The organism is Leptospira mtsangambouensis, from assembly GCF_004770475.1.
Classification (GTDB): domain Bacteria; phylum Spirochaetota; class Leptospiria; order Leptospirales; family Leptospiraceae; genus Leptospira_A; species Leptospira_A mtsangambouensis.
In genome coordinates, this window is sequence record NZ_RQHK01000003.1 from 269,335 (window position 1) to 281,812 (window position 12,478).

Consider the following 12,478-nt stretch of genomic DNA (forward strand, 5'->3'; position numbering starts at 1 on the left):
ATGGGTAGGGGAAGCCTAAAAGAATTCTATTTGGATTTAAATCCATTAACTTTACTTCGTAGTGCTAACCGTGATTTTGCGGAAACCATGATTCTGTTTGGATACATGGTCATTGTTGCTATATTTTGTTATAAAATTACCATGATTCTTGTGGAGAGGATCAAACCAGCTCCCGATGCGGTTCATGAATACAATCGTAGAAAAGTAGCCCGTATGGGATTTCTTTTGGTGTTTGGAATTGCTTACCTTCCCATTGTGTTTTCAAGTTTGTCGCTTTTGCCAACGGTGCTTGGTCTTGCTGGTGCCGGGATTGTCATTTCACTGAAAGAAGTCTGGTTGAATATGGTCGGTTGGTTTATGATTATGGGTGCCAATGGATTTAAGGTGGGAGACCGGATTGAACTGGATAATATCAAAGGTGATGTTGTTAATATAGGTTTTTTTAAGTTCACTCTATTAGAAATTGCTTCAGACCCAAGATTTGAACAATCAACAAATCGACTCATTCACTTTCCAAACTATAATATTGTTTTGTATCGATTCTTTATTGTTTCGGAAACTATGGATTTTGTTTGGGATGAGTTTAAGGTTTATCTTGAGATCAATTCCAATTGGGAAAAAGCAGAAAAAATTTGTTCCCAAATCCTTCATGAAGAATTGGTTTTGGCTCCTGAATTGGTAGAATCAAAAATTCGAGAGATGTCTAAAAACTATCTGGTTCGACTTGGCAAAACAACTCCTATCGTATACACTTCTTTAGAACCTGAAGGAACTATCCTGATGTGTTTACGTTATTTAACTCCCATTCGGTCAAAGAGGCTCAATCGAATTCTTATCTCGAAAGAAATCCTAACTAAGTTCAAAAATGAAAATGACATCTACATCCACACACATTAAAGACAGTTCGATCTGGGTCTTTGTATCCTTATTAGTTGCGGTTTTAGTTTCCGGTTTGTTGTTCGGTCCTTGTAAAGCAACTGCCGCAAGACCTGGTTCTATTCCTAAAGATGCAAACTACGAAAAAAAAACAAATCTCTACCTTTTGGTAGGGGATGGGTTTTACCGTGAATGGTATGAAAATGGAAATTTAATCACTGAAGTGCCCGTTGATGCTCTTGGCCAACCCAATGGATATGGTAAAAAGTTAAATTACCTCACTGGGATTACCATCATGGAAGGGAATATGATCAACGGTGAGCGAGATGGACTTTGGAAGTTTTATTTCTCAGATGGTAAATTATACATTGAACAAAATTACCAAGCAGGGAATCGCAAAAAACAGCTATGGATTCGATCTGCTGAACTCGGAAATGAAACCGGCTCTTACCATAGATACTTTCGTAGTGGTCGGGTGAACGAAAAAGGTTTTTTTGATGGCGGTTTGCGTACAGGCGATTGGGTTCGTTATTATCCAGATACAAAAGTAGAAGAAAAGGGTAGTTACGAAAACGATAAGAAGGTGGGTGAGTGGTTTTATTACTACCCAACTGGTGCAAAAGAAGCATCTGAAATCTACTCCAATGAAGGAGAATTGATTTCAAGATCTACATTCTATCCGAATGGAAAGGTTTGGTGTTTGGTGCGCAAAGGAAAAGAATCGGAGTGCCACTAGCTAGGCACTCAAAATTCTGTGGCTTTTCCAAAAAGCCCCAAATGATTTTGGATCAAATCAATATTAAAAAGTAATAAACTAAACAAAAACGTTACAAAGAAAACAATAAGAATTGTACTAAATAAAGACAAAAACCCATTTCTTAAAAAACGAAATTGTAAATAAGCAAAACTAACAGTCAGATTTTTCCAATTGCTACTGTTTGGTTCCCCACCCACTTTTTTGTAATTGAAGATATAAAATAAAGATAAAATCCCAAGTAAAATGAAAATAAAGTAACTAAACTCTGTTACATAGTGTTTTTGTAATAGGAAAAGCGGAATATAAATTAAGTTTCCGATTAAAATCCCAATTAAGATGATGATGGCCACATGAAACACGGGAGCAAAAATAGACCCAGTTTTTGTGTTACTTGGTGATCTCCCTTCTTCTTCTAAGGAAGAGGAAAATTGTAGTGATTGGAATCCTTCTGCTAGTTCTTTATTTTTTAAAATCAATCGATAGGAAACTACACTGATTCCGTATGTGATGATTATAAAAACGAAATAAAAATAGGATAAAATTTCCTGCTGCATTGCCAGGTTGAGTTGGTAAAAAACTTTTGGTGCCAAAACAACAAAAGACACAGGATAAAAAACATTTGCCAATGTTTTATGAAACCACGCTCGGTAGGCATAGGAAACTGCAGTTGAAAATGCTAATAACAAATAAAACAAAGAAAGTCCGAGTAATAATTTTTGACCAACTAAGACTCGTTTGATATTTTCTTTTGTATCTTCCTGCTCTGTATCGACAGGAAGTTCTCTTGATTCCAGCTCAACCAAAAATGATTCCAAATAGGAAATTCGATTCAGAACTCCATTCTCAGTAACTACTTGAGGTTTCATTGATTCCATTGCCGATTCGGAATTTTCTGTGGCGATATAATCGGGAAGCTGAACCGTATAATCAACAAAGAGGGAATGAATGAGAATGATGGCAATAAATGCCGAAGTGATGATCGGAAGTCGTTTTTTTATTTTTTCCATAGAAGTTTATAAGATTACAAAAATAGTCATCATACCAATCGCAAGAACGATTAACATAATGATATAAGGCATTAAATGAAAACTCTCATCAGCAGAAAGTTTTTGGTTCTGTTTTGCTTTAGTTACGGCTGCAGTGGGAGAAGCAACTGAACCTATGATATTGGCTGCCCCTTGTTGTGCATCTGTTGTTTTGATTTTAACAGAATTCTCTTCTTCAATGATTTTTCCGTAGATTTGTTCATTGATTTTGATGACAACTTCAGAAAAATTTTTGTTATTCGAGATGTTTACAATTTTTGCGGGAATTTGTTTAATTGCACCAGATTCTTCTTTGAGTTCCAGAGTATTGATGATGGAATCTGTGATTCCATCACCAGGAACCAAACGAATGTACACATTGTCGCCTGCTTTCAGTTCAACGAGAGGGACTCCATTCACTGGGGAAAGTTGGAACTTAAATTGAACAATTTGTTTGTCAGCTGGGATTAAAAAACCGGAGGCTTGGGGAACTGGTGTTGGAGGAGGTGCTTCTTTTTTTGCAACTTCTTCCTCGTCCACAGTGGTTTTTGAAACTTCACTCGGGTCAATGAGTTCAAAATGGATTTCCACTTTTGGTTCTGTGTTTCCCGAGGTTCTTTTGTGAATTTCGCTAAAAACAAAGTCCAAACGGTCTGTTAGGTTGTGATCCATGTAGTGAAGGATCTCTTCCAAAAAACTTTCTGATCCAAATTTTGTTTTGATCAGCTCTTGGAGGGACTTTGTGATGTTTTTTTGTTGTTCCCCTTTGTAAATCACCCGTTGCATTCGGTTATAAAAGTCCTGAAATGTGGACCGAACTGGCAAAAGGGACAGTGGGCTTGTACACGAAACTCCCTCAAACTTCACCGATTTGGTTTCAACCGGGTCAATGACAGCCGCAATCATGGTGTAGACCATATTGGCTTCGTCTCGAAGGTTTACTTTGACAGAATAATAGTTTGGTGTCTCAGGCATAAGGTTCTTTTTTGACAGTATCCATCTTTTGAATAAAGCTGTCAAAAAGATTAGGTCATCATGGGAATTGTCTCTTTAATCACTATCCGTTACATCCGAGGGTCCAGAGTACTAGGATTCCTCTCCATCAAATCCAGGCTGTCGTTCATTGTTATGGCGGTGGGAGTGGGGCTCCTAGTGGTTGTCCTCTCCATTTTCAACGGATTCCAAAAACAAGTGAAAGAATCTCTTTGGCAAGGGGGACCACATATCACGATCGAAAACTCATATGGGTCTGGAGCGATTTATGATTATGAAAAGGTTATCGCTCACCTAAAGTCAGATCCGAAATTGGCAGAGTCTTTTGTTTCTGTCGAAGGAAACATAACGAGTCATGGACTCATTCAAAGTAATAACAACTTTAACCCCATTATGATTCGAGCAGTCCCTGTGGACTTTGTCGAAAAACTAGTGGAGAATGGGTTACCAAACTTCCCTCGCATTTTGCAATACGATCGGGATGAGATCCAATCGATCAACACGAAGAAATTGGTTGTTGTGGGAAAAGAAATGAGTGCCATCTACGGGTATGGGCTTGGTCGTGAAATCACAATGGCTGTTCCCGGTGGAAGATTCACTGTGGAACGTGGTGTCCAAGTCAATGTCCAAACCTTTCGATTGACCGGACTTTTTAAAACAGGTTATTATAATTACGATTCTAAGTTTGTGTTTTTGTCTCTTCCGCAAGCTCAAGAATTTTTTAAGATGAGTGGAGCAGTCAATCAGGTTGCTATTAAGGTTCGTTCCTTGGATGATTTAAAACTAACCAAACATAGAATCTTATCAAGGTTAAACGAAGACAACTGGAACAAAAAAATTCAAGATGAAACATCATGGTCTGTTCGAACGATCGCTGAAGAACAAGAAAACTTTTTAGCTGCACTAAGGCTTGAAAAAACAATCATCTCCATCATTGTATTTTTATTTATTGTCCTTGCTGCACTTGGGATGGTTGCTACTGTCCATTCATTGATTCGAGCAAAAAGAAGATCCATTGGAACTCTGAAGGCTCTTGGCCTTGCTTCCAATGATATTCTTTTGATTTTTACATTAAATGCAATGATCGTAGGGATTTTGTCTTCGCTCGTCGGTGGAATGGCTGGGATCTTTATTGCGACTAAGTTAGAAGTCATCATCAACGTAATCTCTGAGATCATCAATGGAATTGGTGGACTATTAAACCCTGGGGATTGGGATCCAGTAGAACTTGTACCAAAAGATATTTATTATTTTGATCATATCCCTGTGGACATTGATATTTCTTTTATCTTTATGGTGACAACGGCTGCGACCATTCTTTCGGGTCTTGCTGGTTATTTCCCTGCACGTATGGCTGCGAATCTAAACCCTGTGGATACAATCCGAAATGACTGATATGAATATAAAACCAACTGTTTCCGTTCGCAAATTAGAAAAATACTATCAAGTTGTTGATAAAAGATACCATATCATTTCTGGCCTAGATTTTGAAGTTTTGCCTGGCGAAATTGTTTCTGTAGAAGGAGCATCGGGAGTGGGGAAGTCCACTCTTCTCAATATCCTTGGTGCTATGGATTCGTTTGACGACGGTGAGGTGGAAGTTTGTGGAGTGAGTCTAAAAAATCTAAACGAAAAACAAAGAGAAAGTTTTCGTGCCGAAAAAATTTCTTTTATCTTCCAACAACATCTTCTGTTACCTGATTTTACCGCTTTAGAAAATGTAATGATGCCACTTCTCATTGCAAAAATGAATCCAGGTTTGGCAAAACAACAGGCCACTGAAATTTTAAAAAAGGTAGGTCTTGGCGAAAGGACAGATAGTTTCCCATCCCAACTCTCCGGTGGAGAAAGTGCAAGGGTCGGTGTGGCAAGGGCACTTGTGGGAAGGAGGCAACTCATTTTGGCAGATGAACCAACAGGAAACTTGGATCGGGATAACTCTCGCCATTTGATGGATTTAATCAAAGAACTGCAGAATGAATTTAAGTTCTCTTTGATTCTTGTGACTCACGACTTGGAGCTTGCCTCTATGGCTCACAAACGAAATCGAATTGTTTCTGGGCAGCTAACGTCCGTTACCTGAGATGAGCTTTTGTCGTTTTTGCGGAACCACAGAAATTCAGTTTCGTAAAAGCGGCAAGTTTGGTTGTGTTCATTGTGTTTCCAATTTTGAATTCCCAAAACCAAAAAAAAACAAAATCATCCCAAAAAACTTAAGTGAAGATTTGGAAAATTTTGTAAAAGAAAATACGAACCATCTCTCTTTATTGTCTTTTCGAACTCGCATCACAAGAAATCTAAAATCAAATCTTTTCCCTTTTTATGAAACTTATGAAGATAAGTTGAAACGGTTGTTAGTTGACAATAAAATGGATTTTTATCTGTATCCAGATGGTATTTTTTCGAATCCCCCAAGGACTGCGGAACCGGAACGGACAATGGGTTTTTATTTGGGATCGGAAGACCATATCCGCTGGGAATCCATCTGGGTTTTCCCACCGAAAAATTCGCTTCTTTTCCCCCTAAGAGAAAAAAAGAAAATTTCCCTTTTTCGTTTTTTATTCCAAAAATCTTACTGGGCACATGTTCCTGAATGGGGATTTGTTTCTTCCTGCCCCACCAATTTGGGAATGGGAAGGCGAGATTCTGTCCTACTCGGAGTGGATCCCGAACTGGCGATTGGGTTTTTTTCAAATTTACAAACATTGTATGAATTTGGTATAGAATTTGCTCCTTCCTCCGATCATAGATTCAGGAACATCGGAAAAGACCGGGTTCTTATCGTAAAAATCTCGTGGAAGAACGCCTCAGTGGTTCAAAAACGTCAGTTTTACAAAATTCTTGGTTTACTAGGCTCGTATTAAACCGGTACGGTCGTGATGGGAACAAAGAACGTTCGTCTAATTAAAAAAGGCAGGGTGCGGCATGTTGGAATTCACAAAAAGAGCAAAAAGAGTCATCAACGAAATCGCCCAAGATGAGGCAAAACGTTTGGGTTCCGATTTTATCGGTCCTGAGCACATTCTACTTGGGCTTCTCCGGGAGGAGGACTCTGTCGCGATCAAGATTCTAACGAATCTAAATATCAATTTAAACGAACTTCGTAAAGAAGTCGAAAAAAGAACTCGTGAGGGTTCGGGTGCCTTGCTTTTGGATGTAAGCCAAGGACAAGACAAATATCAAAAAATGATCGAAGTTTCTAAAGAGGAAGCAAAACGCCTCAAACATAACTATGTAGGAACCGAACACATTCTATTGGCATTATTACGTGATAATAATAATATCGCAGGCGGATCGTTATCATCTTTTAGCGTAAATTATAACGTTATTAAATCTGAAATTTTACGACTTCTCGGAGCTCCGCCTTCTGGTGCTGTGGGTGGAAATACGGGAACACAAGGTGCAACCCAAGGCCAAACACAACAACAAGCGGCTCCAAGACAAGAAAAGAGTAAAACTCCGATTTTGGATGAGTTTGCACGGGATCTAACCCAACTCGCACGTGAGAAAAAATTGGATCCGGTGATTGGTCGTTCCAAAGAAATTGAACGAGTCATCCAAATCCTTTCTCGTAAAACCAAAAACAACCCAGTTCTTGTGGGAGAATCAGGTGTGGGAAAAACGGCAATCGTTGAAGGTCTTGCGCAAGCTGTAATCGAAAAATTGGTTCCTGATCTACTTTTTGATAAACGAGTGTTATCTCTTGATTTAGCAAGTCTCATTGCAGGTACAAAATACCGCGGTGAGTTTGAAGAACGATTGAAAAAAATCATGAAAGAAATCGTTACTTCTCAAAACATCATCATCTTTATTGATGAGTTGCACACTCTCATTGGAGCCGGTGCTGCTGAAGGAGCTGTGGATGCGGCAAACATTTTAAAACCAGCGCTTGCTCGTGGGGAATTACAATGTATTGGTGCCACCACTAACAACGAATACCGTAAATACATCGAAAAAGATTCTGCTTTGGAAAGAAGATTCCAAATGGTGAAGGTTTTAGAACCTTCTGTAGATGATGCGGTTCTTATCCTCGATGGTTTGAAAAAAGCATACGAAGCTCACCATAAGGTTCGTTATTCGGAAAAAGCGATCGAACAAGCTGTGAAGTTATCTCACCGTTATATCAACGATCGTTTTTTACCAGACAAAGCCATTGATATCATTGATGAAGCAGGTGCTAAGGCTCGTCTTGCAAATTGCCAACGTCCAAACGAAATCAAAGAGATCGAAGAAGAAATCAAAGGCCTTTCTGTTAAAAAAGAAGATTTGGTTCGTAGCCAAGAGTATGAAAAAGCGGCAGCGGTTCGCGATGAAGTGAATCGTAAAAAAGGCCAGTTGGAAGAAAAAACCAAACAATGGCAAGAACGAATGGAAGGGTATGCTGTTTCCATTGAAGAAGAGGACATACTTTCCGTTGTGAGCCTTTGGACAGGAATTCCATTGAAAAAAATGGAAGAGTCCGAAAACACAAAACTTCTCAATTTGGAAGAAGACATCAAAAATCGTATTGTTGGCCAAACTGATGCCATCGAAAAAGTGGCTCGTGCCGTCAGACGTTCAAGGACCGGTCTCAAAAGTGAAAAACGTCCTACTGGATCGTTTATTTTCCTTGGGCCAACTGGTGTGGGAAAAACGGAACTTGCAAAAGCACTCGCAGAACAGTTGTTTGGGTCAGAGGACAATATGCTCCGCATTGATATGTCGGAATATATGGAACCTCATGCAGTATCCCGTTTGATTGGAGCTCCTCCAGGTTACGTAGGATATGATGATGGTGGCCAACTCACTGAGTTTGTCAGAAGAAAACCATATAGTTTGGTGCTTCTTGATGAAATCGAAAAGGCACACCATGATCTTTTTAACATCCTACTCCAAATCATGGAAGAAGGAAACTTAACTGATACGAAAGGTCGTAAGGTAAATTTCCGCGATACCATCATCATCATGACATCGAACATCGCTGCGAAAGAAATTTCGAAAGGTGGAAGATTGGGTTTTGAAGACTTCGCAGAAGAGAGAGAAACTTATAAAGCAGAACAAGCTCGTGAACAGTTGAAAAAACATTTTAATCCAGAATTCCTCAACCGTGTGGATGAGGTAGTTTACTTTTCTCCTCTCAAAAAAGAAGAGATCGTAAACATTGTGGATATCATGTTAAAAGACTTTAACAAACGTTTGACTGAGAAGAAAGTTCTTGTGGACCTTTCTCAATTGGCAAAGGAACATTTTGCTACCATTGGATACGACCAAAACTATGGGGCACGACCACTCCGACGTGTGTTCCAAAGAGAATTGGAAGATTATATGGCAGTACAATCTTTGAAAGGTGTTTATGACAACCCAACAAAGATCTTCGTTGATCTTGCAGAAGGAAAACTAGTGTATTCAGAAACTCCTTGGTCTGATTACAAAGAAATTCCGAAAAAAGACGATGGTTCTTCTCCAAACACAGAGGAAAAAGATTTGGCTCTCGTTTAGAGAGCCTTTCGGAAAGGCGAACGGAAATGGCAATCCTCATTCCCCTCGTCTTTCTGTTTTCTTATTTTTTTATCCGCAAAATTTGGTTCCAACTCCGAAAAATCCGTACTGTAGGCACAATTGAACGGATTGAATTGGGATTCATTCGCCCGAATCTCATCCTTCCCGAAGTAAAAGTCTATTATAAATACTACTTCCAGTCGGGACTCTATTTTGGGTCCGGGTATCTCAACCTTTCGGATTTCCTCTCCCACCAGGAATTCCACGTCCATATGGGTCCGGGAGAAAACCCCATTCTTTACACCGCAGATACCGAAATCATCACCGAAGAACATATCGAACATTACTTGCTTTCCAAGGGGGGAAGCGTTTTCCTATACCTGGACCCCATCGAACCTTACCATTCCAGGATTGATTCGGTCAATTTGAACTCCATTACAGTTCCATCGGACCTTTTATGAAACATTTGATTTATGCTTTTGCCGTTACCTGTCTTCTCGTAACATCCCTTTACTCTCAAGAAAAAGAACAAGTTGGTTCCGCTTATTTCCAAGCTGTGGATGAATATAAGGTTAAAAATTATAACAAGTCGATTGAACTAGTCAAAAGCCTTTTGACTGATGGGAAGTCTTCTTATGAGTTTTATGCATTGCTTGCATTTAACTATGATAAGTTGAACGACTTTGAAAATTCTTATAAAAATATGTTGGAAGCAAGAAAACGAAAAGTCGACGATGAAGACCTTCTTCAAGCAAGTCTTGCGATTCTAACACGCCATAAAAAATGGAAACCAGCAATTGAACTTGCTGAAAAAACCATTCCTTTATACCCACAAAACCCAGAAGTTAGATACTTTTATGCCTTAGCTCTTTCCGAAAAAGGTGCGTCCAAAACAGCACTTTCTCAAATCGAAAAAGCAAAGGCAGGAAGCCCAAATGATTTTCGAATGTTAGAGTTGGAAGGGAAAATTTATTATAATCTAAAAAATTATGACAAAGCAGATGTTAGTTTGAGATGGGCATCTTCTTTAAACCAAAATTCAGCTGAAATTTGGAACAACTTGGCTCTCGTTCAAGAATCATTATTTAAAACTAATAAAAAGTTGGGAAAAAAATCACAGGCGAACACCTATTTGGCGGAAGCAAAGGATTGTATCCGAAAAGCTTCTGATTTAAATGGCGAAAGTAATACAATCAAAGAAAATTCTAAACGGATTGTAGCACTGAACGACTTGTGAAAATTAAGTTTCATACACTTGGCTGTCGGTTGAATTTTTTTGAAACCGATGGTATGTATTCTGTATTAAAAGACAAAGGTTTTTCTCTGGCGGAAGCACAGGAAGAGGCTCAGTACATTGTTGTGAATACATGTACTGTGACAAATAAAGCTGATGTAAAAAATCGAAATATCATCCGCAATGCCATCCGTACAAATCCTGGTGCCAAGGTATATGTCACTGGTTGTTATGCGGAGACTGATAAAGAAATTTTACAAAATATCCCCGGAGTATTCGGTGTTTTTGGGAATTCCGAAAAAAGTGCCCTTCCTTACAAAATCTTAGAAGATTGGGAAGGTAAGGATAGTTATCCAGAAAAAACACTCGATCGTTTTGCTTATTCCGATGTTCTACCAGAAGGTCATACTCGTTCTTATCTAAAAATCCAAGATGGATGCAATCGGAAATGTTCTTATTGTAAAATACCTGCGGCTCGTGGAATTGGTGTTAGCCGAAATTATAATGATGTTTTAGACCAGGTCCGGTATCTCCAAGACAATGGGGTTGGGGAAATCCAGTTAACAGGTGTTAATTTGGGTTGGTACCGGTTGGAAAATGGCGAAAAAGGATTTCTCAATCTTTTGGAAGATATTCTAAAGATTTTAGAATATTCTAGAATTCGCCTTTCTTCGATTGAACCACCAGATGTGGGTTCCGGTTTGTTGGACTTAATGAAACATCCACGGTTTTGTAAATTTTTGCACGTTCCCATCCAAAGTGGGAGTCGTAAGGTTTTGAAGGATATGCGAAGGACTTATCATCCTGATGCATTTCGTACCAGGATCGAACTTGCCAAAGAAAAACTCCCAAACTTGTTTTTAGGAACAGATGTAATTGTTGGATTTCCATCGGAAACCGAATTAGAGTTTCAAGAAACAAAGGATTTATTGGTCGAACTTGGATTTGCAAAGTTACATGTATTTCCTTATTCAGTTCGTAAAGGAACTACTGCTGAAACCTTTGGAGATCCAATCCCTGGTGATGAGAAAAAACGCAGAGTGCTAGATTTGATGTCACTTAGCTCCACACTCCATACAAAATATGCAGAATCGGTCATAGGGAAAACCTATGAAGCCATTCTCGAAAGTGATGGCAGATTAGTGACTGATAATTATTTGAAAGGACGATTGGAAAATTCCAGTATCTTTCATACTCTACAAAAAGGCCAATTCGTTGATGTTAGGTGCTTGGAATACAAACCCGCCAAAGACAAAGAAGGTGAGTTCGTTTTCGGTTTGTCCCTTTAGTTTTTTATAGAAAAAGAATTTTCAAAAACTTTCGATCATTGACTATTAGGTCATCATGGACCGCAAAAAGTTATCTATCATTGGTTTTATCGTTGTAATGGTTCTAATCGTTACAATTTACCTTTTTTTTAGAAATTCCCAATCCAATCGATTGAAAATCGAAAAAGGATCTTTGGTAGAAGCCGTTTATGCTTTGGGAACTGTGAAACCAGTGGAAAGTTTTAGTTTAAAGTTTGGAATTGCTGCTTCCGTTCGAGAAATTTTTGTGGAAGAAGGCCAAATGGTCACAAAAGGGCAAGCCCTTCTGACCAACGATTCAGGAATCACCTTTCGATCTCCATTTACTGGCACCTTAACAAAGTTAAATGTTGCTAAAAATGAAACAGCAATGCCTGGACTTCCTCTTTTGGAGATTCAGAATTTAAAAGAAGTATATATTTCAGTATCATTGGACCAAGAGTCGGCTTTAAGAGTCAAACCAGACCAGGCAGTCCAACTTAGTTTTGAATCCATTCGTGGAAACGTTTATAAAGGAAAAGTGGAAAGAATTTATCCATCCAATGGCCAGTTTTTAGTACGCATTGAACCTCATGAACTCCCGCAAGGGATTTTACCAGATATGACAACCGATGTTGCCATCGAGGTTTCTTCAAAAGAAAATGTCATATTGGTTCCGTTAGTTGCCGTGGATCGAGGGAAATTAACTCGTTTTCGAGATGGGAAACGTGATAAGATAGAAATTCGAATTGGGGCAATCAATTCTGAGTTTGGGGAACTCATCCAAGGGGATTTAAAAGAAGGCGACGAAGTATTGGTTAAGAACTAA

At 38.9% G+C, this 12,478-nt stretch carries 12 protein-coding genes; 10 read left to right on the top strand and 2 right to left on the bottom strand.

Annotated features, from left to right (window positions below; all coding sequences use genetic code 11):
* Entirely contained in the window at positions 1–897 is an 897-nt protein-coding gene (locus tag EHR01_RS07860) for a mechanosensitive ion channel family protein (RefSeq protein WP_135694132.1), read from the top strand.
* Complete coding sequence (locus EHR01_RS07865; protein WP_208721750.1) at positions 872–1,612, top strand: toxin-antitoxin system YwqK family antitoxin; 741 nt, start codon at positions 872–874, stop codon at positions 1,610–1,612. The genes EHR01_RS07860 and EHR01_RS07865 overlap by 26 nt, the downstream gene beginning before the upstream one ends.
* An 8-nt stretch (positions 1,613–1,620) precedes the next feature.
* Here the strand turns inward: EHR01_RS07865 and EHR01_RS07870 are convergent, their stop codons facing one another.
* The gene (locus EHR01_RS07870; protein ID WP_135694134.1) at positions 1,621–2,640 is read right to left on the bottom strand and encodes an LIC_10230 family protein; all 1,020 of its coding nucleotides are present in this window, start codon (positions 2,638–2,640) and stop codon (positions 1,621–1,623) included.
* A 6-nt stretch (positions 2,641–2,646) separates the two neighbouring features.
* Positions 2,647–3,633: a hypothetical protein gene (locus EHR01_RS07875; RefSeq protein WP_135694135.1), complete on the bottom strand. Its 987-nt coding sequence runs from the start codon at positions 3,631–3,633 to the stop codon at positions 2,647–2,649.
* Between the two features lie 60 nt (positions 3,634–3,693).
* On the opposite strand from EHR01_RS07875, the gene EHR01_RS07880 reads away from it, so the two are divergent.
* From EHR01_RS07880 to EHR01_RS07915, 8 genes are all read left to right on the top strand, one after another.
* A complete protein-coding gene (locus EHR01_RS07880) occupies positions 3,694–5,046 on the top strand; it encodes an ABC transporter permease (RefSeq protein ID WP_208721751.1) in 1,353 nt (450 codons plus the stop codon).
* Complete coding sequence (locus EHR01_RS07885; protein WP_135694136.1) at positions 5,039–5,734, top strand: ABC transporter ATP-binding protein; 696 nt, start codon at positions 5,039–5,041, stop codon at positions 5,732–5,734. The genes EHR01_RS07880 and EHR01_RS07885 overlap by 8 nt, the downstream gene beginning before the upstream one ends.
* Before the next feature lies 1 nt (position 5,735).
* Complete coding sequence (locus EHR01_RS07890) at positions 5,736–6,515, top strand: ATP--guanido phosphotransferase (protein ID WP_135694137.1); 780 nt, start codon at positions 5,736–5,738, stop codon at positions 6,513–6,515.
* Positions 6,516–6,576: 61 nt separating this feature from the next.
* The gene (locus tag EHR01_RS07895; RefSeq protein ID WP_135694138.1) at positions 6,577–9,129 is read left to right on the top strand and encodes an ATP-dependent Clp protease ATP-binding subunit; all 2,553 of its coding nucleotides are present in this window, start codon (positions 6,577–6,579) and stop codon (positions 9,127–9,129) included.
* Between the two features lie 26 nt (positions 9,130–9,155).
* Entirely contained in the window at positions 9,156–9,590 is a 435-nt protein-coding gene (locus EHR01_RS07900; protein ID WP_135694139.1) for a hypothetical protein, read from the top strand.
* Positions 9,587–10,366 carry a tetratricopeptide repeat protein gene (locus EHR01_RS07905; protein ID WP_135694140.1) on the top strand — a complete coding sequence of 260 codons (780 nt, stop codon included), beginning with the start codon at positions 9,587–9,589 and terminating at the stop codon, positions 10,364–10,366. The genes EHR01_RS07900 and EHR01_RS07905 overlap by 4 nt, the downstream gene beginning before the upstream one ends.
* The gene (mtaB, locus tag EHR01_RS07910) at positions 10,363–11,652 is read left to right on the top strand and encodes a tRNA (N(6)-L-threonylcarbamoyladenosine(37)-C(2))-methylthiotransferase MtaB (RefSeq protein ID WP_135694141.1); all 1,290 of its coding nucleotides are present in this window, start codon (positions 10,363–10,365) and stop codon (positions 11,650–11,652) included. Before EHR01_RS07905 ends, mtaB begins: the two co-directional genes overlap by 4 nt.
* Positions 11,653–11,707: 55 nt before the next feature.
* Positions 11,708–12,478 carry an efflux RND transporter periplasmic adaptor subunit gene (locus EHR01_RS07915; protein ID WP_135694142.1) on the top strand — a complete coding sequence of 257 codons (771 nt, stop codon included), beginning with the start codon at positions 11,708–11,710 and terminating at the stop codon, positions 12,476–12,478.